Genomic DNA, 21,121 nt, shown 5'->3' with positions numbered 1-21,121 from the left:
GCTGCGGCCAGGCGCTTGCCACGGTGGATGTAACCACGCTTTAACCGCGATTTAACCGCGCTTTAACCGAGCTTGTAACCACGCTTGCAACCGCGCTTGCAACCACGCTTGCAAGCGCGCGCGGGCGCCGTCGGCAGCGCTCGCGAATTTGCTTCACAATAGCGCCTTCACACCGCGCCGGAGCACGCTGGAGCCACAAGGCGGGACGCAAGATCCCGTCCGCCAGCGAGCGGTGATAGCCATGACAGTGCCTTGCGATTTCTCTCCTCATGACCGCTCCCCACGGAAGTTTTGACAGCGTTCCCGATTTCTCCAGCCCAACCCCGAACCACAACGCAAACGCCTCCGCCACGCGTGACCGCGCGGCGGATCGCCGTGCCTTGCTGGCGCTGGGCGTCGGCAGTTTTGGCATTGGCACGGGCGAGTTCGTCATCATGGGCCTGCTGCCCGACGCGGCACGCGACCTGGCCATTACGATTCCCGAAGCCGGCCACCTGATCAGCGCCTACGCGCTCGGCGTCGTGATTGGCGCACCACTGCTGGCCGTGCTTGGCGCGCGCTGGCCGCGCCGCAACCTGCTGATCGCGCTGATGAGCTTTTTCGCCATCGGCAACTTTGCCAGCGCGCTGGCGCCCGGCTACGTGCCGATGCTCGTGGTGCGCTTGCTGACCGGCTTTCCGCACGGCACCTACTTTGGCGTGGCGGCGCTGGTGGCCGCCGGCCTGGTGCCGCGCGAGCGCCGCGCGCAGGCGGTGGGGCTGGTCATGCTCGGGCTGACAACGGCCACGCTGGTGGGTGTGCCGATCGCCGCCGGTATTGGCACGTGGCTTGGCTGGCGTGCCGCGTTCATGATCGTCGGCGCCATCGGCGCGCTGACGGTGCTGCTGGTCTGGCGCTGGGTGCCGTTCGTGCCGGCAGATCGTCATGCCAGCCCGCTGCGCGAACTGTCGGCGCTGGCGCGCAAGCAGGTCTGGTTCACGCTCGGCATTGGCGCCATTGGCTTCGGCGGCATGTTTGCCGTGTTCAGCTATGTCAAGCCGACGATGCTCGAAGTGGCCCACATGCCGGCCAGCGGTATTCCGGTGGTGCTGGCGCTGTTCGGCGTGGGCATGGTGGCGGGGAATCTGGCTGGCGCCAGGCTGGCTGACAAGGCGCTGATGCCGACGATCGGCGGTGTGCTGATCTGGTCGGCGCTGGTGCTTGGCGCGTTCGTGTATACAGCCCCGCACCCGTGGCTGGCGTCACTCAACGTGATGCTGGTCGGCACCGCCGTGGCACTGGGCCCGCCGTTGCAGATCCGGCTCATGGATGTGGCCGGTGACGCCCAGACGCTGGCCGCCGCGCTCAATCACTCGGCATTCAACATGGCCAACGCACTTGGCGCCTGGCTTGGCGGCGTGACGATTGCCGCAGGACTGGGCTGGACGTCGACCGGCTGGGTCGGGATGTTGCTGGCGATGGCCGGCCTGGCGGTGTTCGCGTGGTCGCTCATGAGTGCCGCGCGCCGTGAGATCGCGGTGACGGCCTAGGCCGGGGTGTGGCGCGGGATCGGCATGTCCCGCGCCAGATCTCAGAAGATCGAGTCGTCGTTCTGGTAGTCGTCGTTGATGAAGTTGTCCAGGCCGTTGTCGAGGTTGCCGTTGTCGGCCATCAGCGCATTGTTGTTGCCGCCGTTGCCGCCACTGCCGTTGCCATCCTCGTAATAGTTGTTGATCACGGTTTCGGTCGGCATCGAACCCATTGCAGGCTGGCCGAAGAACCCGCCGCCGCTGTTGTGGTGGAACAGGTTCTCGATGCCCTGGAACAGCATTGCCCCGCCGGCAACGCCCGCGGCCGTGGTGGCAATGCTGCCAAGCGTGCTGCCGAAGCCGCCGCTCAGGAAGCCCGGGCGCGGCTGTGGGGCCGGCGCCGCTTGTGGAAGCGGTTGTGGAACCGGCTGCGGCTGCGGAGCGGACTGGTATTGCGGCGCCGCCGGCGGAATGGCTCCGGGCGCGGCACGGCCGGGATGGTTGCCCCATGCATTGGCGTCATCGATAAAGCTGCGCGAGCCCTGGGTCTGAGCGGCCTGCAGTTGTTGTTGCAGCGATGCGATCTGGGCCTGCGCATTCATCAGCGCGCGATCCAGCAGCATGGCGCGCTGCACGAGCAGATAGGCGGCATCGGGCTGGCGCGCGGCGGCGTCCGCAATCATGGACGCGGCTTGCGGGTCCTTGGCATCCGCGCGAGCCTGGACAAGCTGGCTCAGAAGCGTTTCCAGTGCTTGCGTATCTTGGGGGGTCATGGCTTCACCTTCTTCGGGTCGGTTGCGGTACGGCTTCACTCTAGGGACCGAGACTTAAACGAAACTTAAGAGGCGGTTTCAGAACGTTTCCGGCGCCGTAGTGGGCCACGGCGGCGCTACACTTGGCAACCCCAAGGCCCAACGGGATGACCCATGCCTGAACTGCGTACGCTTTACCCCGCCATCGAACCGTATGAAACCGGCACGCTCGACGTCGGCGACGGCCACGTCCTGTACTACGAGCGCGTTGGCACACGCGGCGCCAAGCCGGCCGTGTTCCTGCATGGCGGGCCCGGCGGCGGCGTCTCTGCCGACCACCGGCGCCTGTTCGATCCCGCCCGCTACGACGTGCTGCTGTTCGACCAGCGCGGCTGCGGCCAGTCGACCCCGCACGCGGAACTGGAAGCCAATACCACCTGGCATCTTGTCGACGATATCGAAAAGCTGCGCGAGCGCATTGGCGTCGAGCGCTGGCTGGTGTTCGGCGGCTCGTGGGGATCGACGCTGGCGCTGGCCTATGCGCAGACGCACCCGCAGCGTGTGAGTGAACTGGTGCTGCGCGGCGTCTATACGGTCTCGCAGGCCGAGCTGGACTGGTACTACCAGTTCGGCGTGTCGGAAATGTTCCCGGACAAGTGGGCGCGCTTCCAGGCCCCTGTGCCAGAAGCCGAGCGCGGCAACATGATGGCGGCCTATCGCAGGCTGTTGACCGGCGACGACAAGGACAAGCAGGTGGAGGCCGCGCGTGCCTGGAGTGTCTGGGAAGGGGAAACGATCACGCTGCTGCCCGACCCCGAGATCAGCGCCAAGCATGACGACGGGCATTTCGCGCTGGCGTTCGCTCGCATCGAAAACCACTACTTCACGCATGGCGCATGGCTGGAAGACGGGCAACTGCTGCGCGATGCGCATCGGCTGGCCGGCATCCCGGGCGTGATCGTGCACGGCCGCTATGACATGCCGTGCCCGGTACGCTACGCCTACGCGCTGCACCAGGCCTGGCCCGACGCCGACTTCCACCTGATCGAAGGCGCCGGTCATGCCTGGAGCGAGCCCGGCATTCTCGATCAACTGATTGCGGCAACGGACCGCTTCGCCGGCAAGACGTAATCGACCCACCGGCCCGGGCGTAGCGGTCGTACGGTCGTACGCCTATACTGGATTCTGCTGCGTTGCACAAAATTCACGTGACGAAGCCGCTGTTGCGGCGGCTCGTATCAGAATCTGGAGAACGCCATGGTTCCTTGCGATCTTTGCAAGAGCCTGCTGGGTCGTCCCGGTTATGTTCCGCCTCATCCCCGTCTGACCCGCACTGGTGACGCCGTAGCGCGCACCGGAGGGCAGGTCTTTCTCTACACATGCCAGCGGTGCAGGCAGGTGATCGCGCTGTCCCCCACAGCCGACGGCGCCGACTACTGGACCGGGCATGACGGTTCCGTGTCGTGACTACCCCAGTGCCGCCATGTTCTCGAGCCGTAGCGTCTGTGGTGTCGACAATGGAATATCCTCGGCGCGCAGCCGCTTGAGGATTTCGAACAGCAGGTCGCTCTTGGTGCCGCCCGCGATGCGCGGGCTGTTCACGTAGCCGGTGACGCTGAGCGTGATGCCGTTTGGCGCGAGCTGGCTGAATGTGACCGATGGTGCGGGGATGTCGAGGATCGCCTCGTTCTCGCGGTAGACGTCCAGCAGCAGGTCGCGCACGGCCTCGGGGTCGGTGTTCAGCGGAAAGGTCAGATGCAGCGTGGCCACGCCCTGCGTGCTGTTGCTCATCGTGACGTTGCGCAGATTCTGCGAGATCAGCTGTGAATTCGGCACGATCATCGTCGATCGATCGGCAAGCTGGATCTCCGTGGCGCGTACGTTGATACGGCGGATGTCGCCTTCAACGCCGGCCAGGCTGACCATGTCGCCCACTTTGACCGGGCGTTCGGTCAGCAGGATCAGCCCGGACACGAAGTTCTTGACGATCTCCTGCAGGCCAAAGCCGATCCCCACCGACAGCGCGCTGACGATCCACGCCAGGTTCTCCCATTTGACGCCGAGCAGCGACAGCGTGAGCAGCACAAGCAGCACATAGCCGATATTGCTGAACAACGTGATCAGCGACGCACGCAGGCCGGGCTCCGCGCAGACCTTCGGCAGCAGTTCCGCATCGAGCCACCGGCGCACCGTACGCAGCAGCCAGATGCCCACCACGAGCGCCATCACCGCGTTCATGATGCGGTCCGGCATGATGTTCAGGGCGCGCAGCTTTTCGCCGCCAAGCATCGTCAGCACGCTGTTCAGCAGATCGGCCGGGGTGGTGCCGAAGCCGCCGGTCAGCAGCGCCAGCACGGCAAGCAACAGCAGCAGGCTGGCACCGATGCCAGACAGCACCGTGGAGACCTGTTCGAGATGGGTATCGCCAACGCCGAACAACTGCTTGATCACACGCCCGCTGCGGTGTTCTGCGGAGAACATTGCCTCGCACACGTCGCGCGTCAGTTGCGTGAGCAGGTACAGGCTGCAAAGCACGATGTCGAACCAGACCAGTTCGTAGGTCAGGAATCGCGCAATGCTGATGTAGCCGATCAGCAGCGCGCCGAACGACACCACCACGATCAGCGATACGGCCGCGTGGATCAGCCCGGCCAGCGTGGCGCGTGCTTCGGGCTGCTCGCCAGCCGCCACCAGCGCGGTGCGCACGCGATTGGCGCGCAAGAGCGCCGCGCCAATCGTCAGCACCACAACCAGCGATACCAGGCCGCGTCCAAGCAGCGTGACCTGCAGGCTCGTATCGGCCATGCGGTAGAGTTGTTCGAGCGTGCCAGCCAGCAGCAGCAGGCCCGCCAGCATGGTCGGGAACGGCTTCATCGCCAGCGCCACCGGATCGGCCATTGCCGGCAGTCGCCAGGACGGGTGGCGCGTACATAGCAATGCGCGGCCCAGGCCTGCAATCAGCGCGCTGGTCATTGTGAGCTTGGCTAGCTCACTCATCAGGTCCTGCAGTTCGGGCGGCAGGTAATCGCCGCCCGTGAATGCGGCATAGGCCACGCGCACGGCCACCGCAGTCGTGATCACGGTGGTCAGTGCGGTGGCCAGCGCCAGTGCGCTGCGCCGGATACGTGTCTCGGGCAACTGCGTGAGACAGAACCATGCAACACCACGCTCAAGCAGGCGGCGTCCAAGTGTCCACACGGCAAGGGCGATGACCAGCAGAACAATCGTGGCAACTCGCTGGGCAGGCAACCACGCCTGCCGCAGCATCGGCACGATTTCATCGGTAAAGGCGCCAAGACGGTCGCGGTCCTCCGCCGAGATCGTGAAGAACGGCTGCCAGAACTGCGGATTCAGGATGCTCTCCGAACGCAGCGCAAGCTGGTCTTTCAGTTGCGTGCGCTGCAGCTTGGCAAGCTGGTCTTGCAAGTGGACGATGTTTTCCTTGCTGCTCGCAACCTGTTTCAGTTCATCGTCGAGCTGAGCCTTGCGCGCGGTCAGTTCAGCACGTTGCGCGGCCACTGCCGGCGCTTCCTTCGGCTTGGTGGCATCCGGCGGCGGCCCGAGCACATCGAGCTGCGACTGCAACTGCGCACGTTGCGGGGTCAGCGACGCAGTCAGGTCTTCGACATCGGAGGCCAGTTGCTTGAGTCCGTCGCCAAGACCGCCGAGCTTGGTGCCGCTCGACACGTTGGATGCCTGCTGCTTGATCTGGTCCTGCTCTGTCTGCAGGCGCTTCAGTTCGGCGACTGCCTCCGCATGCGTCAATACGGGGATTTGCCGCGCTTCGGCGTCCGACGCACTTTCGGCGGCGATTGCGGGCTGGGCCACATGGAACAGTGCGGCCAGTACAAAGCTCAATGCGAGCCTGGAAATCTTGCTCATGGCGAGGGCACGTTGTGGATATTTCCGGCTCGGGCGGGCTCCGGCGGGCAGGTGCCGGGCGCGGTGCGCCGGGGTGTACAACAAAAGCGATACCGAGTCTGGCGACTGGGCAAGCGCTTTCAGCGAGTGCGGGCTGGCGTGGTGATGGGGCCGCCGCGTTTGGTGGCGCCGGCCGATGGATGGGCCGGCAGCGGAAGTCCGGATTATACGTAGGCCGTCGGATCACTCGGGGTGTAAAGTACCGCTTGTTTCACAGCCAAACGTCTTGTTACATCTCCCCTGTTTCTTGCGCGGCCCCCGGATCACGCGGCCGGCAGAACCGTCCGGACGACCAGAAAGCCACCCAGGAGGAAAGCCCCATGACGCTCGTGATCGATCGCTTCGACCATATCGTGCTCAACGTCAAGGACGTGGAGACCAGCGCTGCCTGGTACGAGCAGGTGCTGGGCATGCAGCGCGAGGATTTCGAATCGCGCAGCGGCAAGCGGGTGTCCGTGAAGTTTGGCCAGCAGAAGATCAATCTGCGGCCAGTGGGCGAGGATACGGTCGCCTGGTTCACGGGCGTGCATCCGACGTCAGGCAGTGACGACCTCTGCTTCATCACGCATATGCCGCCCAAGGAGGTGATCGCGCATTTCCTGGCGCACAAGGTGGCGGTGGAAGTTGGGCCGGTGCAGCGCACCGGCGCATTGGGTCCGATCACGTCGGTGTACTGCCGCGATCCGGACGGCAACCTTATTGAAGTGGCCAGTTATCCTGCAGCATGAAGTACGTTTTACCGATTGCACTGGCGATGTGCTTCCACGCCACCGCCAGCGCCGCCGCCGGCAACATCGAGGCCGGCCGCGAAGCCTTCACCCGCCTGTGCGCGTCATGCCACCACGTTGGCCCCTCGGCACGCGCAGCGTTCGGTCCCCAGCTCAATGGTCTGTTTGGCCGCAAGGCCGGCAGCACGGCCGACTTCCGCTATTCGGATGCGATGAAGGCGTCTAAGGTGGTTTGGTCCGACGCCACGTTGACTGCATTCGTACAGTCGCCCGGCAAGGTGGTGCCCGGCACCAAGATGCGCTTCTGGGGCATGAGCAACCCCACGCAGATCGAAGATCTTCTGGCCTACCTGCGTACGTATCGCTAACCGGCGGGCAGCAGGGCAGCAGGGCGGCAGGTGCGATGCCGGGGGATTACCTTGGCTGGAAGACGATGATGGCCATACCCGCCACTGCCACCGCCACGCCGGCGATATCCCACGGACTTGGTCTTACGCCATCGACCATCCAGAGCCAGACGATGGCCACGGCAATATAAATCCCGCCATACGCCGCGTAGACGCGGCCCGAAGCGTCCGGATGCAGCGTGAGCAGCCACGCGAACGCGGCCAGCGATGCCGCGCCGGGGACGAGCACCCATGGGCTCGCACCCTGGCGAAGCCAGAGGTAGGGCAGGTAGCAGCCGAGAATCTCGGCTAGCGCGGTGAGCAGATAGAGGGCGACAGTCTTCATCCGGAATCTTGTTCAGGGGTGTTGCCAGTACGCCTGGTTCACAAGGCCTGGCGAAGCGCCGCCACCAGCCCTGTGACCAGTTCATTTTCCTGGGGCTCGCGCCGCCACATCACGCCGACCGGCGGCAGGTCCCAGGACAGCGAGAACGGCAATGTTGCCGCATCGCCGGGCTCGATCAGTTCCGCCGCCACGGAGCGCGGCACGATCATGATCGATTGCGGCTGGCTGCGCAGCAGCGTGGCCATCGGCTTGAGCGAATAGGTTTCGACAATCGGCAGCGGCGGCGCCACGCCAGCCACGGCGAACATTGTATTGATCGTGCGGCGGACTGGCGTATCGATCGGCGGCAGCACCCAGTCGAGTTCGGCCAGCCGCTTCCAGTCCAACCCCCCGCGTGACAGCCGTGCGGCAGCGCGCGACGGCACCACGAGCACCGGTTCTTCGCGATAGAGCGGCTGCTCGATGATGTCCTCGCCGGCCAGGTAGAACGAACGCGCAATCACGCAGTCCAGTTCATGCTGGCGCAGCGCATCGACAAGCTCGTCTGTCGTGCCCTCCCTGACCAGCACCGAAAGCCGTGGCGACCGGTTCATCCCGTAGGCAAGCGCGGCATCGAGCACAGCGCGCGCAGTGTACGGGATGGCGCCGATGCGCAGCCGGCCGCGCAGGCCCGCTTCGATGACGGCCAGCTCGCGCCCAAGCGCCTCGGCATCGGCCATCGCCGCGCGGGCATAGGCCAGCACCGCTGCGCCGGTGGCCGTCGGCTCCAGTCCATTGCGCGTCCGCGTGAACAGCGGCGTGGTGAAGATGTCCTCGATCTCGCGCAGCGCCTTGGTCACGGCCGGCTGCGACAGGTTCAGCTCGGCCGCCACGCGGGACACCGAGCGCTGCCGCTCCAGCCCGAGCAACAACGGTAGATGCTTCAGGCGCAGCCGGGAAACGATGTTGTGCAGCAGCTTGTCCGTGGCGATGGGCATGGCGGCGGGGGCTGGGGTGGTATTACCGAATGGTAATGCAGCGATAAGAAATTGGCTCTTCCCAGTTATTCGACTTCCCTATACTCGAACGCATTCCCCCAAGGTCATTGCCGCAAATTTCATGTTCACGACACGCCCCGAGATCGTCGGCACATTCGGTGTTGCCGCTTCCACCCACTGGCTTGCCACGCAGACCGCCATGGGCGTGCTGGAACGCGGCGGCAATGCATTCGACGCCGCCGTGGCGGCCGGTTTCGTGCTGCAGGTGGTGGAGCCGCACCTGAACGGTCCCGGTGGCGAGGTGCCGATCCTCTACTGGAGCGAACGCGAGCGCGCGGTGCGCTCGGTCTGCGGGCAGGGCCCCGCGCCCGAACTGGCCGATCCGGCAGCGCTGCGGGCGATGGGGCTGGAGATGATGCCCGGCATCGGCCTGATGCCGGCCGCAGTGCCGGGTGCGTTCGGCGCATGGCTGACGATGCTGCGCGACCACGGCACGTGGTCGCTGGCGGATGTGCTGGCGCCGGCTATCGGCTACGCGCGCAACGGTTTCCCGCTGGTGCCGCGCATTTCGCAGGCGATCCTTGCCGTACAGGCGCTGTTCCGCGACGAATGGCACAGTTCGGCCCAGACCTGGCTGCCGGACGGCAAGGTGCCGCGCCCGGGCAGCCTGCACACGCTGCCGGTGCTGGCCGATACGTACACGCGGATCGTGGTGACTGCCATTGCGCAGAGCGAGACCCGCGAAGGGCAGATCGACGCGGCAATGCGCTGCTGGTACCAGGGCTTCGTGGCCGAGGAAATCGACGCGTACTGCCGCAACACGCCGGTACGCGACACCACGGGCGACAAGCACACGGGCCTGCTGCGCTTTGAAGACCTGGAACGCTGGAAGCCCACCGTGGAGGCGCCCGCAACGCTCGACTTTGGCCGCTACACCGTGGCCAAGTGCGATATCTGGAGCCAGGGGCCGGTGTTCCTGCAGCAACTTGGCATGCTGCGCCACGCGGGAATCGAAGCCCATGCCCCGACATCGCCCGATTTCGTACACAAGATCGCCGAGGCCGCAAAGCTGGCGATGGCCGATCGCACCGCATGGTATGGCGATCCGCGCTTTGTCGACAGCCCGCTCGCTGCGCTGCTCAATCCGCACTATCTGGCCAACCGCGCGGCGCTGATCGGCGAACTGGCGGCGCTGACGATGCTGCCCGGCGCGCTGGGCGGCCGCGCACCGCGCATGCCGGACCCCGGTGTGGCCGAGCGCACGCTGGCCAGTGCCGACACGCGTTTTGGCGTGGGCGAGCCGACGTTCGCCGCGCTGCCGCCTGTGACGGAATGGGCCGAGCGAGAACTGTTCGTCGGCGATACCTGCCATATCGACGTGATCGACCGGCACGGCAACATGGTGGCGGCCACGCCGTCAGGCGGCTGGCTGTCGTCGAGCCCGACGATTCCGTCACTCGGGTTTGCGCTGAACACGCGCCTGCAGATGACCTGGCTCGAACCGGGCCTGCCCAACACGCTGGCGCCGGGCAAGCGGCCGTGCACGACGCTGTCGCCATCGCTGGCGATGCGCGATGGCGAGCCGTACATGGTGTTCGGCACACCGGGCGGCGACCAGCAGGACCAGTGGTCGCTGGCGTTCTTCATGCGCCACGCCGTGCATGGCATGAACCTGCAGGAAGCGATCGATGCCCCGGCGTGGCACATCGACCATTTCCCACAATCGTTCTGGCCGCGCCAGACCACGCTGAACCGTATTACCGTCGAATCGCGCTTCCCCGCTGCCACGGTGGAAGCGCTGCGCGCGCGCGGACATGAAGTGCGCGTGGGCGACGACTGGTCCGAAGGCCGCATGTCGGCCTGCACGCGCGAGCGCGACGAAAAGGGGCGGCTGGTACTGCGCGCCGGCGCCAATGCGCGCGGCATGCAGGGCTACGCGGTTGGCCGCTGACGCATTGGATAACCGAAGACAGAAAAGGGGTTGGAGATGAAGGGGTTGGAGATGAAGTCCGTAATGAAAAGCCTGCTGTGTGGCGCCGCCGCACTGGCCATGTCGTTTGCAAACCTGGCCGGCGCGGCCGATGCCTGGCCGACCAAGCCGATCACGCTGATCGTGCCCTGGGCAGCGGGTGGCTCCACGGACATCCTCGCGCGCACGCTGTCCGAGCAATTGACCAAGTCGCTCGGCCAGCCGGTCATCGTCGACAATCGCCCGGGTGCCTCCGGCAATATTGGTTCGGCGATGGTTGCGCGGGCCAAGCCGGACGGCTACACGCTGCTGATCGGCTCGATGAGCACGCACGCGATGAACCCGGCGCTGATGTCGAACATGCCGTTCAAGGGCGTCGATGACTTCACGCCGCTGGGGCTGCTGGCCTATGTGACCAACACCATGGTTGTGAACGCATCGGTGCCGGTGCACAACGTCAAGGAATTTATCGCCTACGCCAAGGCCCATCCCGGCAAGGTCGCCTACGCCAGCGCGGGGCCCGGTTCGACCAACCACCTGAGCGCCGTGCTGTTCGAGAAAATGGCGGGCGTGCAACTGCTGCATGTGCCGTACAAGGGCGGTGCGCCGGCTGTGGTCGATACGGTGGCAGGGCAGACGCAACTGCTGTTCTCCGCAGGCACCCAGACGCTGACGCACGTGAAATCGGGCAAGCTGCGCCTGCTGGCCGTGACGGAGGCAAAGCGCTCCGCGCTGCTGCCCAACGTGCCCACCGTGGGCGAGACCGTGCCCGGCTACGAGTTGTCCGTGTGGTACGGCGCGTTCGGTCCGAAGAACATGCCGCCAGAGCTGGTGACGCGTCTGAACAACGAGATCAACCGAGCGATGTCGCTGCCCGAGGTCAAGGCCAAGATGGAAGCGATGGGCGTGGAGACGGCCACGTCGACGCCGCAGGAGTTCGGCAAGATCCTGCGTCGTGACGCAGATCGCTACGGCAAGCTGATCCGGGAACTTGGCATTCAGGGCGAATGATGGCCAACGCCGATATGCACGCGTTGCTTGACCGCCTGCGCGATGCCGCCACACCACAGGCCGTCATGGATGCTGTCGGGCGCGCCACGCTCGACATGGTCGGCCCCGGCCTGCTGACGATCAACGCATGGCACGCGCAGACCGCGCAGATCGAACGGTTGTGGTCTTCGGACCCTGCCGCCTATCCGGTCGGCGGCAGCAAGACCAAGGGCGATACAGCATGGACGCGCCAGTTGCTGGTGCGCGGCGAGGTATTCGTGGGGGAGGGCGACGAAGCGCTGGCAGCGGTCTTCGACGACATCGCCGTGATTCGGGCGCTTGGCCTGAACGGCGTGGTGAACGTGCCGCTGTGCCACCGCGGCGCCGTGATCGGCACGTTCAACTACCTGGCCAACGTGCAGACGTGGACGGCTGAGGAGATTGCCGCGCTGCGTGTGTTGGGGCAGATTGCGATGCCGGCTGTGGCTGAACTGGTTGGCGGTTGAAACGCTTGCCCTCTCCCCCGCCCCTCTCCCGCAGGCGGGAGAGGGGAGACCACCGAGGACATATCAAAAGCTGTTGGTTCGCTCCCCTCTCCCGCACGCGGGAGAGGGGCCGGGGGAGAGGGCCAGCGCATCCAGTTCCACCAGCCCCATCCACACACGTGCTGTCACGACCCGCGCGACGCCGCCCAGACGCCCGTCCTCAGCGCCTGCGGCGACTCCCCGCCCGGCACAAAGTCCCAGCGCAGCGGTAGTGCGCGATCGCGGCGCACGATTTGCTCGGGGATGAAGCGCCACAGGCGGTCCGCGCCTTCGAGCGTGGCGATCTCGGGCGAGTCGGTGATGACCTCGGTGCGTCCCGCCAGTTGCAGCAACTCACCGGTGGCATAGCTGACAAACACCAGCCCCGCCACCGGATTCACCATCATGTTGCCGAGCGTATTGAAGTACGTGTTGCCGGGGAAGTCCGGGATGGTCAGGCCGCCGTCAGCATCTAGACGCACGAACCCGGGCCGGCCGCCGCGGTGCGACACATCCACCTGGCGTATGCCTCCGGGCAGATCGACATACGTTGCCACGAAGAACGAATCCGCGCGGCCAATCAGCACGCGCGCGCGTTCGTCCAGTTCGGTCATGATTTGCGGCGCGACATCGGCGGGCTGCGCCGGGTCGCGTGTGATGACGAACTCCCGCTTCTGGATGTACTGCGGGCAGTTGCCGAAGCTCTGCCCGACAGAAACCTCGAAACCTTGTGGGCCAGTGCGATGCACGGTGCCGTTCAGGCGATTGCGGCGGCGGCTCATCGGCTCGATGCCGAGCAGCGCGATGGCGTTGCCGTCCTCCATGCCGCTATCGGCCGGGTCGTCGGCATCGCGCACGGTGCTCACTTCGAGCCGGTGCGGGTCGGGCGAATGCAGGAACCCGGGATGCCCCGCGCGCATCGTGGCCCAGACGCGGCCGTCGGGCGCCACCGCGCCAATCACGATCGACGGCAGCATCGCGAAGAAATCGCGGTGCTGGTCCGGCATGTAGTCGCGCACCACGCGTGCGCCAACTTCCGCCAGACGCTCTTCAACGCCGGCGCGAGCCTGCAATTCGCGCTCGCCCGTATGCCACGGCGTGCCTGGCAGAACATCCGCATGGGGGGCTGGTTGACGGTTCATCGCGTGCTCCTGCTGAGCAAGGTTTCAGGTGGTTTCAGGCAGGGCTTCAGGCTTCAAGCCCGACCGGGCTTTTCTGAAGCGCGACAAAGCCCGGCAGCGCCTCCACTCGCGCAAGCCATTGGCGCACGTTGGCGTATGCATTGAGATCGACAAATCCTTCCGGCGCGCGGGCCGTGTAGCTATACAGCGCCACATCGGCAATCGTCGGATGATCGGCGGCGATCCACGTGCGATTGACCAGCGCATCGTCGATACGCTTGAGCACCACGTGCGCGCGTGCGATGGCATCGTCGCCATCAACCGGCGCATTGAACAACGTGGCCAGCCGTGCACGGGCCGGGCCGAACGCGATATCGCCAGCGGCCACCGACAGCCAGCGCTGCACAGCCGCAGCAGCGGCAGGGGCTTCGGGCAACCAGTCGGTGCGGCCGAGCTTCTTGCTCAGGTAGACCAGTATCGCGTTGGAATCGGGCACCACGGCCTCGCCGTCCACCAGCACCGGAATCTGGCCGAACGGATTCAGTTCCAGAAACTCGGGAGACTTGTGCGCACCGGCCAGCAGGTCCACCTCGACCAGTTCAACAGGCTGGCCAAGCAACGACAGGAACAGCCGTGCGCGGTGGGCGTGGCCGGAAAGCGGGTGCACATAGAGTTTCATGGTCGGGATGTCCTTGGCTTCGATTGTTCGGGGCCCCGGCACGATGCAGGGCTCGAATCGAATATAGGTGCATCCCGCGCCACGAAAAACCGCCGCGGCAAGAAGTGACTCTTGCAGTAACCAGAAGAATTGCCGCTACGGATTCAGTGATGCGGTGCCGCGCAGCGTGTCCACGGCCAGATCGATGAACGCGCGCACCTTGTACATCGCATGCCGGCCTTCGCGATGGATCACATGAATCGGCAGCGGCGGCTGCTCGAACGCGTCCAGCACGATGCGCAGCTTGCCATCGCGCACCTCGTCCGCAATTTGGTAGGACAGCACGGCGGCCAGCCCGAAGCCCGACACTGCCGCAGCAATGGCCGAATCGTTCGTAGACGTGGCCATGCGGGGCGTCAGTCGGACGGGCGCGATCTCGCCGTCGCGCATGAAGCGCCATTCCGGCAGCGTGGAGATGCCGGTAGCGACGAACTGGGCAACTGGCCGATGCGAATGCCCACGTCGATGCCTTCGTCGACGAAGCTGACGTTGCGGTCGATCAGCAGGCAGTCCACATCGACTTCGGGGTAACGCCGCAGATACTCGACGACGATCGGCGTGACGAACCTGCGCCCGAACAGCACCGATGCAGTGATGGAAAGCTTGCCGCGCGGCGCGGTGTGGGCGCCGGTGGTCGCAAGCTCGGCTTCATCGATCTCGGCCAGGATGCGCCGGCAGTTCTCGTAATAGGCGGCCCCCGTGGCAGTGGGGCGAACCAGCCGCGTGGTGCGCGTCAGCAGGCGCACGCCCAGGTGCGCCTCAAGCTCGGTGACGATGCGGCTGACCACGGACAGCGACACGTCAAGCTTGCGCGCCGCCGGCGTAAAACCGCCGCTCTCCACGACGGTCACGAATGTTTTCATGGCCTGCAGACGGTCCACGGCGCGGGCCCCCTTCAGGCGGACGGGGCCGCGTCGTCGCCTTGGCTGTGCAGATCCCAGCAGGCGATGAACAGTGCGGCCACCAGCGGCCCGATGACGAAGCCGTTGAGCCCGAACAGCGCCATGCCGCCGAGCGTGGAAATCAGCACCACGTAGTCGGGCATCTGCGTGTCCTTGCCCACCAGGATCGGGCGCAGCACGTTATCGACCATGCCGATCACAAGCACGCCAAACGCAATCAGCACCACGCCCTTGGCCGTCGACCCGGTCAGCAGGAAGTACGCCGCCACCGGCGCCCAGATCAGGCCGGCGCCCACGGCCGGCAGCAGCGAGAGGAATCCCATCACCACGCCCCAGAGCAACGCCCCCTGGATGCCGAGCACGGCAAAGATGCCGCCGCCCAGCATTCCCTGGACTGCCGCCACGGCCACGTTGCCCTTGACCGTGGCACGCACGACGGTGGTGAACTTCTGGATCAGGTGCTGCTTGTAGGTCTGGCTCAGCGGCACGGCGGTGCGAATCTGGCGTGACAGTTGCGGCCCGTCGCGCAGCAGGAAGAACAGCAGGTACAGCATGATGCCGAAACTGATCATGAACTGGGCCGTGTTCTGTCCGATACTGAGCGCCTGCGTGGCCAGGAACTGGCTGGCCTGCAACGCGCTGGCACTGAGCTTGGCCTGTACGTCGGCAATGCTGGTCAAGTCCACGCGCGCCAGCATCACGCGCACGTAGGGCGGCAGCGCATCCACCGCGCGCTGGAAGTAAAGGCCGAAGTTCAGTTGCCCGGAGCGGATGTTGTCATACAGGCCAACCCCCTGGTTGATCAGTGACGCGCTGATGACCGTCAGCGGCAGGATCACCAGCAGCAGCACCAGCAGCAGCGTCAGCAGCGCCGCCACATTGTTGCGGCCGCGCAGTGCCAACGTCAGGCGCCGTTGCAGCGGCGCAAAGATGATGGCCAGGACGGCGCCCCAGAATACGGCGCCGTAGAACGGCAGCAAGATCCAGAAGAAGGCGATGGAGACTGCCGCAAGCAGCAGCAGGAACGTCTTTTGATGCAGACCGGATGGTTCGGTCATGGTGGAATTCCTCAAGCACGGGCCGGGCAGCCATTCTACGATGCCGCGAGGTCGTCACATGCCTTGTGCCGGGGACGGCGCGTGTGCGGTCACTGGTGCGGGGCGGCAGCGATGGCAGCCCCGGTAGCAGCCCCGGTAGCAGCCCCGGTAGCAGCCCCGGTAGCAGCCCCGGTCGTAGCCCCGGTCGCAGCCCCGGTCGCAGCCCGGGCGGCGGCCAGATTGGCGGCAATCCGGCCGGCGATCTGCGAATCGGGCGGCAGCAGCCGGTAGAGGTGTTCCCAGTAGGCAATCGCCTGGGCCTTGTCGCCGCGCTCCGCGGCGGCGCTTGCCGCCAGCGCAAGGCCCTTCGGATCGTCGGGGTCAAGTCGCAGCGCGGCCTGGATCTGGGCCATGGCCGGCCCTTCGAGCGATCCGCCGCCGATGCTGGCCAGCACATCGGCATAGTCCGATCGCAGCGAGGCAACGTCGGGCGCCAGCGCAATCGCGCGATCGAATGCGGCCGCCGCATCGTCATAACGCTCAAGCACCACATAGGATCGCGCGAGCATGACCCAGCCGTTGGCATCGTCCGGGTTCTTGCGCAGCCGTTCGGCAAGCCGGTCCACCATGTCCTCGACGCGGGCCGCCGTCAGGTTGGTTTCGCCGTCGGGGCCGTCATGCGCCCCAGCCGTGCCGAACAATGCCACCGGCGATCCCAGATGCAGATACAGCGCCACGGCAACCGGCGGCAGCAGCGTCAGCAGCATTGCATTGGTCAGCATCGAGCGGCCACGCACGGTGGGCGCCGCCTCGCGCTCGGGCTCCGGCATTGCATCGGCTGTCGCCATCGTGCCCCGCCCTATGTGTTGCCTCGTGCGCTGTCTGGTGCGCCAGAGCCAGAACAGCACCGCAGCAAGCACGATGAACGGGCCGAGCCATAGCAGCCACGTCAGCGGCTTGAATGGTGGCTTGTAGAGCACGAAGTCGCCATAGCGCTGCACGAGGTAGGTCTTGATGGCATCGTCGCTGGCGCCTTGCGCCATCTGCGCGCGGATCTCGCGCCGCAGGTCGACGGCCAGATCGGCGTTCGAATCGGCCAGCGTCTGGTTCTGGCAGACCAGGCAGCGAAGCTGCGACGAGAGCGCCTGTACGCGCGCATCAAGCTCCGCATCGGTCTGTGCGGGCGCGGCGCCGGCATGCAGCGCGATCAGCAGCAGCGCGCCAGACAACAGCGCGGAAAGCCAGCGGCTATGCATGATTGCCTCCTGCTTCCAGCGCCTTGAGCAGCGGCAGCAATTTTTGCTCGAGCACCTGCTGCGTGACCGGGCCAACCTGCCGATAACGCACCACGCCTGCGGCATCGATCACGAACGTCTCCGGCACGCCATACACGCCAAGATCGATCCCGACCCGGCCATCGGCATCCACGAGCGATGCCGCGTACGGATCGCCCATCCGTTGCAGCCAGTCAAGCGCGGCACCGCGTGAGTCCTTGTAGTTCAGGCCGTACAGCGGAACGCGGGTTTGCGCGGCCATATCGAGTAGCACCGGATGCTCGGCGCGGCAGGCGGTACACCATGACGCCCATACGTTCAGCATCCAGACCTTGCCGCGCATGCTGGCCGGGTCGAACGTCTGGCCCTTCTGGTTGGCAGTGGGGCCCGATTGCGCCAGCACGGGCAGCACGAACGCAGGTGCCGGCCTGCCCACCAGCGACGACGGCAGCTCGCGCGGATCGTGGCGCAGTCCGGCTGCGAGTGCCACCACCATGGCCAGGAACACGCCGAGCGGCAGCAGGAAGCGCATCATGCCTCGGACTCCTTGCTGGCGGGCATCGCCAGCGTGGCGGCGGCGGCGGGGGCCGTGGGTGCTGTGGGTGCGGTGGGTGCTGCGGCGGCAAGGTCGCCCGCCTCGTTCGTGCTGGTTGCCGGACTGCGCAGACGGTAGCGGCGGTCGCTGGCGGCAAGCAGCCCACCCAGCGCCATCAGCCCGCAGCCGCCCCAGATCCACGCGACGAATGGCTTCACATAGATCCGCAACGGCCAGCGCGTATCGGCGGAGGCCGTGTTCGAAGCATCGCCCAGCGCCACGTACAGATCGCGTGTCAGCCCCGTGTCGATGGCGGCTTCGGTGGTCGGCATGTCCTGGCTGTGATAAACGCGGCGTTCGGTGGCCAGCGTGGTCACCGGCCGCCCGTGCCGTGTGACCGTGACGGTACCGCGCAGCGCGTCGTAGTTGGGGCCCTTGGCCGGCTGCACGCCGTCGAAGCGGAAATCGTAGCCGCCGACCGAAACCGAATCGCCGGTGCGCATCGCCAGTTCGCGCACGCTTTCCTGGCTCTTGACCAGCGTTACGCCGGCGATGAACACGCCCACGCCAATGTGCGCCAGCAGCATGCCGTAGTAGGCCGCCGGCAACTGCCGCAGCGCGGCGCGCCAGTTGCGCGCATGCCGGACCTGCGCCGCCACATTGGCCACGCCGCTCATGGCGCACCAGGCGGCCAGCACCAGGCCAAGCCCGGTCAGCGCCGACGCATTGCGCAACACGGCCAGCAGCCCAAGCGCGATGACAACGCTTGCCACCGCCGCCCAGCGCAGGCGTTTGGCCATGTCGGGCAATTCGCTGCGCCGCCAGCGCGCCAGCGGCGCGGCGCCCATCAGCAGCACGGCGGGGGCCATCAATGGCACGAACACTTCTTCGAAGTACTCGGGGCCCACGGATACCTTGCCCAATTCAAGGACATCCAGCAGCAACGGATAAAGCGTGCCGAGCAGCACGGCCGATGCGGCAACCGCCAACAGCACGTTGTTGGCCAGCAGGAATGCTTCGCGCGATGTCAGGCTGAATGGCGTGCGCTGCGTCAGCCGGGGCGCGCGCCACGCGAACAGCGCGAGCGCCAGTCCGGTTACCAGCCCCAGCAGCGTCAGGATGAAGATGCCGCGCCTGGGGTCCACCGCGAACGCATGCACTGACGTCAGCACGCCGGACCGCACCAGGAACGTGCCCAGCAGGCTCAGCGAGAACGTAAAGATTGCCAGCAGCGCCGTCCATGCGCGGAACGCGCCGCGCTTTTCCGTGACGGCCAGCGAGTGAATCAGCGCGGTACCGGCCAGCCAGGGCATGAACGACGCATTCTCGACAGGGTCCCAGAACCACCAGCCGCCCCAGCCCAGCTCGTAGTAGGCCCACGCGCTGCCCATGGCGATGCCGATTGTCAGGAACATCCACGCCAGGATCGTCCACGGCCGGGACCAGCGCGCCCACGCGGCGTCAAGCCGGCCTTCAATCAGCGCCGCCACCGCAAACGAGAACGCCACCGCAAAACCCACGTAGCCCATGTACAGGAACGGCGGATGGAACACCATGCCTGGGTCCTGCAGCAGCGGATTCAGATCGCGCCCCTCCATCGCACGCGGCAGCAGACGCAGGAACGGATTCGACGCAAACAGCACGAACAGCAGCAACCCGCCGCTGACGGCCCCCATCACGCCAAGCACGCGGGCCACGAACGGAAGCGGCAGGCGGCGGCTGAACGTGGCGACGGCAACGGCCCAGAGCGCCAGCATCAGCGCCCACAACAGCATCGAGCCCTCATGCCCGCCCCAGACCGCCGCCATGCGGTAGACCAGCGGCAGCGCGCTGTTCGAGTTGGCGGCCACGTACAGCACGCTGAAGTCGTTATCGACAAAGGCCAGCGTCAGCGAGACATAGGCGCCAACCAGCAGCGCACCATGCAACAGCGCCAGCGGCCGTGCCAGGCACATCCAGGCCACGTTGCCGCGTGCCGCGCCCGCGATCGGCAACGTGGCAAGCACCAGCGCCACGAGCATCGCCAGGATCAGCGCAAAGTGTCCCAGTTCCGGATTCATCGCGCTTGTCCCGTTGGGTTGTCCGATGCGGCACGCTTGAGCGCGTCCGCGGCTTCCGGCGGCATGTAGTTCTCGTCGTGTTTGGCCAGGATCTCGCTGGCGACGAACGTGCCGTTGCGATCGAGCGCGCCGCGCGCCACCACACCCTTGCCTTCGCGGAACAGGTCCGGCAGCAGCCCGCGGTAGACCACGGGAATGTCATGGCGCGTATCGGTCACGACAAAGCGGATCGTCAGGTTCTCGGGGTCCTTGTGCAGCGAGCCGGGCACCACCAGTCCGCCAAGGCGGAAGCTGCGCGCCGCGGGGGCCTCGTGCGCGGCCACCTGCGTAGGGCTGAAGAAGAAGACGAGATTGGCGCGGAACGCGTTGAGCACGAACGCCACGGCCGTGCCGCAGCAGATCAGCGCGGCCAGCAGCAATCCGAGTCGGCGCTGTCTGGGCGTCATGCGCGCGGCTGTCCGGAAAGACTCCTGCGGCGGCGCTGGCGCAGCAGAAGCAGTTCCATGGCGATCAGCACGGCGGTCATGCCGAAGGCGCCCGCGATATAGCCCGCGTGGCCGGCCAGCAGATCAAGGTTGAAGCTGAAGCCACTCACAGGGTGTCCTCCCCGGTTCCGATTGCAATCTCGCCGCGCTCGCGCAGAATGCACCGCAGGCGCACCAGCGCCACGCCGATCGTGTACATCCAGCAGGCCAGCGTCATCGTCAGCATGCCGGCCAGCATCGTGGCGGCCATGGTGGGTGCGGCGGTCAGGCTGACAGACGCCCCCTGGTGAAGCGTGTTCCACCACTGCACGGAGAAGTAGATCACCGGAACGTTGACCACGCCCACCAGCGCCAGCACCGCGCACGCGCGTTCCGCGCGGCGCGGTTCGTCGATGGCTGCCTCCAGCGCGATGAAGCCGAGATAGAGAAAGAGCAGGATCAGTTCCGACGTCAGGCGCGCGTCCCAGACCCAGTACGTGCCCCATGTTGGCTTGCCCCACAGCGCGCCGGACCACAGCGCGATGACCGTGAACAGCGCGCCGGTGGGGGCCAGCGCCGAAGCCATCATCGACGACAGCCGCGTGCGCAGCACCAGTGCCAGCGCGCACCAGCCCGCCATGACGATGTAGATGAACATCGACATCCACGCCGCCGGCACGTGGATGAAGATGATGCGGTAGACCTCGCCCTGCTGGGCATCGGTGGGCGCCACCACGAATCCCAGATACAGGCCGACGATGAGACACAGCGCGGCTGCCGCGAAGCACCACGGCGCCAGCCGTCCGGCCAGCGGGTAGCAGCGCACGGGCGCCGCAAAGGCCATCCAGCGCACGCGTGCGGTTTGCGCGGAGCGGGTGGCGGGGTCGATGGAGATATCGCGCTGCATCG

General features: G+C 66.2%; 20 protein-coding genes and 1 pseudogene. 7 read left to right on the top strand and 14 right to left on the bottom strand.

Annotated features, from left to right (window positions below; genetic code table 11):
* Window positions 1–269 precede the first annotated feature (269 nt).
* Window positions 270–1,529 (top strand): MFS transporter, encoded by a 1,260-nt coding sequence (locus B552_RS0100305; RefSeq protein ID WP_026035146.1) that lies wholly within the window; start codon window positions 270–272, stop codon window positions 1,527–1,529.
* 41 nt (window positions 1,530–1,570) lie between these two features.
* On the opposite strand, the gene B552_RS0100300 is transcribed toward B552_RS0100305, so the two are convergent.
* On the bottom strand, window positions 1,571–2,281 hold the full coding sequence (locus B552_RS0100300; protein ID WP_019446984.1) for a DUF2076 domain-containing protein: 711 nt from the start codon (window positions 2,279–2,281) through the stop codon (window positions 1,571–1,573).
* Between the two features lie 153 nt (window positions 2,282–2,434).
* Here B552_RS0100300 and pip point away from each other — a divergent pair, with 153 nt between their 5' ends.
* A complete protein-coding gene (gene pip, locus B552_RS0100295; RefSeq protein ID WP_019446983.1) occupies window positions 2,435–3,391 on the top strand; it encodes a prolyl aminopeptidase in 957 nt (318 codons plus the stop codon).
* Between the two features lie 336 nt (window positions 3,392–3,727).
* On the opposite strand, the gene B552_RS0100290 is transcribed toward pip, so the two are convergent.
* Complete coding sequence (locus tag B552_RS0100290) at window positions 3,728–6,142, bottom strand: DUF3772 domain-containing protein (RefSeq protein ID WP_019446982.1); 2,415 nt, start codon at window positions 6,140–6,142, stop codon at window positions 3,728–3,730.
* A gap of 359 nt (window positions 6,143–6,501) precedes the next feature.
* Between B552_RS0100290 and B552_RS0100285 the strand changes: the two genes are divergently transcribed.
* Window positions 6,502–6,909, top strand: a complete 408-nt coding sequence (locus tag B552_RS0100285) for a VOC family protein (RefSeq protein WP_019446981.1) — start codon at window positions 6,502–6,504, stop codon at window positions 6,907–6,909.
* Window positions 6,906–7,277 carry a c-type cytochrome gene (locus B552_RS0100280; RefSeq protein WP_019446980.1) on the top strand — a complete coding sequence of 124 codons (372 nt, stop codon included), beginning with the start codon at window positions 6,906–6,908 and terminating at the stop codon, window positions 7,275–7,277. Before B552_RS0100285 ends, B552_RS0100280 begins: the two co-directional genes overlap by 4 nt.
* 46 nt (window positions 7,278–7,323) lie before the next feature.
* Here the strand turns inward: B552_RS0100280 and B552_RS0100275 are convergent, their stop codons facing one another.
* Both B552_RS0100275 and B552_RS0100270 read right to left on the bottom strand, forming a co-directional pair.
* A complete protein-coding gene (locus tag B552_RS0100275; protein WP_019446979.1) occupies window positions 7,324–7,641 on the bottom strand; it encodes a YnfA family protein in 318 nt (105 codons plus the stop codon).
* A 38-nt stretch (window positions 7,642–7,679) separates the two neighbouring features.
* A complete protein-coding gene (locus B552_RS0100270) occupies window positions 7,680–8,618 on the bottom strand; it encodes a LysR family transcriptional regulator (protein WP_019446978.1) in 939 nt (312 codons plus the stop codon).
* Between the two features lie 121 nt (window positions 8,619–8,739).
* Here B552_RS0100270 and B552_RS0100265 point away from each other — a divergent pair, with 121 nt between their 5' ends.
* From B552_RS0100265 to B552_RS0100255, 3 genes are read left to right on the top strand one after another with little or no spacing between them, the layout of a single operon-like run.
* A complete protein-coding gene (locus tag B552_RS0100265) occupies window positions 8,740–10,569 on the top strand; it encodes a gamma-glutamyltransferase family protein (RefSeq protein ID WP_019446977.1) in 1,830 nt (609 codons plus the stop codon).
* A 51-nt stretch (window positions 10,570–10,620) separates the two neighbouring features.
* A complete protein-coding gene (locus tag B552_RS0100260) occupies window positions 10,621–11,598 on the top strand; it encodes a tripartite tricarboxylate transporter substrate binding protein (RefSeq protein WP_026035145.1) in 978 nt (325 codons plus the stop codon).
* The gene (locus B552_RS0100255; protein ID WP_157160142.1) at window positions 11,595–12,083 is read left to right on the top strand and encodes a GAF domain-containing protein; all 489 of its coding nucleotides are present in this window, start codon (window positions 11,595–11,597) and stop codon (window positions 12,081–12,083) included. Before B552_RS0100260 ends, B552_RS0100255 begins: the two co-directional genes overlap by 4 nt.
* 164 nt (window positions 12,084–12,247) lie before the next feature.
* On the opposite strand, the gene B552_RS0100250 is transcribed toward B552_RS0100255, so the two are convergent.
* The 10 genes and pseudogenes from B552_RS0100250 to ccmC all read right to left on the bottom strand — a co-directional run bounded on the left by B552_RS0100250 (window position 12,248) and on the right by ccmC (window position 21,119).
* Window positions 12,248–13,243 carry a pyridoxamine 5'-phosphate oxidase family protein gene (locus tag B552_RS0100250; protein WP_019446974.1) on the bottom strand — a complete coding sequence of 332 codons (996 nt, stop codon included), beginning with the start codon at window positions 13,241–13,243 and terminating at the stop codon, window positions 12,248–12,250.
* A 46-nt stretch (window positions 13,244–13,289) separates the two neighbouring features.
* Window positions 13,290–13,901 carry a glutathione S-transferase gene (locus B552_RS0100245; RefSeq protein ID WP_019446973.1) on the bottom strand — a complete coding sequence of 204 codons (612 nt, stop codon included), beginning with the start codon at window positions 13,899–13,901 and terminating at the stop codon, window positions 13,290–13,292.
* 135 nt (window positions 13,902–14,036) lie between these two features.
* A pseudogene (locus B552_RS26970) lies at window positions 14,037–14,821 on the bottom strand (LysR substrate-binding domain-containing protein).
* Window positions 14,822–14,835: 14 nt separating this feature from the next.
* Entirely contained in the window at window positions 14,836–15,900 is a 1,065-nt protein-coding gene (locus B552_RS0100235) for an AI-2E family transporter (RefSeq protein WP_019446972.1), read from the bottom strand.
* Between the two features lie 89 nt (window positions 15,901–15,989).
* Entirely contained in the window at window positions 15,990–17,135 is a 1,146-nt protein-coding gene (locus tag B552_RS0100230) for a cytochrome c-type biogenesis protein CcmH (RefSeq protein WP_019446971.1), read from the bottom strand.
* Window positions 17,128–17,688: a DsbE family thiol:disulfide interchange protein gene (locus B552_RS0100225; RefSeq protein ID WP_019446970.1), complete on the bottom strand. Its 561-nt coding sequence runs from the start codon at window positions 17,686–17,688 to the stop codon at window positions 17,128–17,130. Before B552_RS0100225 ends, B552_RS0100230 begins: the two co-directional genes overlap by 8 nt.
* Complete coding sequence (locus B552_RS0100220; RefSeq protein ID WP_019446969.1) at window positions 17,685–19,748, bottom strand: heme lyase CcmF/NrfE family subunit; 2,064 nt, start codon at window positions 19,746–19,748, stop codon at window positions 17,685–17,687. The genes B552_RS0100225 and B552_RS0100220 overlap by 4 nt, the downstream gene beginning before the upstream one ends.
* On the bottom strand, window positions 19,745–20,194 hold the full coding sequence (ccmE, locus tag B552_RS0100215; protein ID WP_026035144.1) for a cytochrome c maturation protein CcmE: 450 nt from the start codon (window positions 20,192–20,194) through the stop codon (window positions 19,745–19,747). Before ccmE ends, B552_RS0100220 begins: the two co-directional genes overlap by 4 nt.
* Window positions 20,191–20,343 carry a heme exporter protein CcmD gene (gene ccmD, locus B552_RS28155; protein ID WP_019446967.1) on the bottom strand — a complete coding sequence of 51 codons (153 nt, stop codon included), beginning with the start codon at window positions 20,341–20,343 and terminating at the stop codon, window positions 20,191–20,193. Before ccmD ends, ccmE begins: the two co-directional genes overlap by 4 nt.
* Window positions 20,340–21,119 (bottom strand): heme ABC transporter permease CcmC, encoded by a 780-nt coding sequence (gene ccmC, locus B552_RS0100205; RefSeq protein ID WP_019446966.1) that lies wholly within the window; start codon window positions 21,117–21,119, stop codon window positions 20,340–20,342. The genes ccmD and ccmC overlap by 4 nt, the downstream gene beginning before the upstream one ends.
* Window positions 21,120–21,121 lie beyond the last annotated feature (2 nt).

Source organism: Cupriavidus sp. BIS7, from assembly GCF_000292345.1.
GTDB lineage: Bacteria > Pseudomonadota > Gammaproteobacteria > Burkholderiales > Burkholderiaceae > Cupriavidus.
The sequence above is the reverse complement of the archived record's forward strand: the minus strand, read 5'-3'. Positions and strand labels throughout refer to the sequence as shown.

Bases quoted from the DNA above. Each gene is read 5' to 3' on its own strand.
- B552_RS0100305 (WP_026035146.1), top strand. From the start codon at position 270: ATGACCGCTCCCCACGGAAGTTTTGACAGCGTTCCCGATTTCTCCAGC.
- B552_RS0100300 (WP_019446984.1), bottom strand. From the start codon at position 2,281: ATGACCCCCCAAGATACGCAAGCACTGGAAACGCTTCTGAGCCAGCTT.
- pip (WP_019446983.1), top strand. From the start codon at position 2,435: ATGCCTGAACTGCGTACGCTTTACCCCGCCATCGAACCGTATGAAACC.
- B552_RS0100290 (WP_019446982.1), bottom strand. From the start codon at position 6,142: ATGAGCAAGATTTCCAGGCTCGCATTGAGCTTTGTACTGGCCGCACTG.
- B552_RS0100285 (WP_019446981.1), top strand. From the start codon at position 6,502: ATGACGCTCGTGATCGATCGCTTCGACCATATCGTGCTCAACGTCAAG.
- B552_RS0100280 (WP_019446980.1), top strand. From the start codon at position 6,906: ATGAAGTACGTTTTACCGATTGCACTGGCGATGTGCTTCCACGCCACC.
- B552_RS0100275 (WP_019446979.1), bottom strand. From the start codon at position 7,641: ATGAAGACTGTCGCCCTCTATCTGCTCACCGCGCTAGCCGAGATTCTC.
- B552_RS0100270 (WP_019446978.1), bottom strand. From the start codon at position 8,618: ATGCCCATCGCCACGGACAAGCTGCTGCACAACATCGTTTCCCGGCTG.
- B552_RS0100265 (WP_019446977.1), top strand. From the start codon at position 8,740: ATGTTCACGACACGCCCCGAGATCGTCGGCACATTCGGTGTTGCCGCT.
- B552_RS0100260 (WP_026035145.1), top strand. From the start codon at position 10,621: ATGAAGTCCGTAATGAAAAGCCTGCTGTGTGGCGCCGCCGCACTGGCC.
- B552_RS0100255 (WP_157160142.1), top strand. From the start codon at position 11,595: ATGATGGCCAACGCCGATATGCACGCGTTGCTTGACCGCCTGCGCGAT.
- B552_RS0100250 (WP_019446974.1), bottom strand. From the start codon at position 13,243: ATGAACCGTCAACCAGCCCCCCATGCGGATGTTCTGCCAGGCACGCCG.
- B552_RS0100245 (WP_019446973.1), bottom strand. From the start codon at position 13,901: ATGAAACTCTATGTGCACCCGCTTTCCGGCCACGCCCACCGCGCACGG.
- B552_RS0100235 (WP_019446972.1), bottom strand. From the start codon at position 15,900: ATGACCGAACCATCCGGTCTGCATCAAAAGACGTTCCTGCTGCTGCTT.
- B552_RS0100230 (WP_019446971.1), bottom strand. From the start codon at position 17,135: ATGCATAGCCGCTGGCTTTCCGCGCTGTTGTCTGGCGCGCTGCTGCTG.
- B552_RS0100225 (WP_019446970.1), bottom strand. From the start codon at position 17,688: ATGATGCGCTTCCTGCTGCCGCTCGGCGTGTTCCTGGCCATGGTGGTG.
- B552_RS0100220 (WP_019446969.1), bottom strand. From the start codon at position 19,748: ATGAATCCGGAACTGGGACACTTTGCGCTGATCCTGGCGATGCTCGTG.
- ccmE (WP_026035144.1), bottom strand. From the start codon at position 20,194: ATGACGCCCAGACAGCGCCGACTCGGATTGCTGCTGGCCGCGCTGATC.
- ccmC (WP_019446966.1), bottom strand. From the start codon at position 21,119: ATGCAGCGCGATATCTCCATCGACCCCGCCACCCGCTCCGCGCAAACC.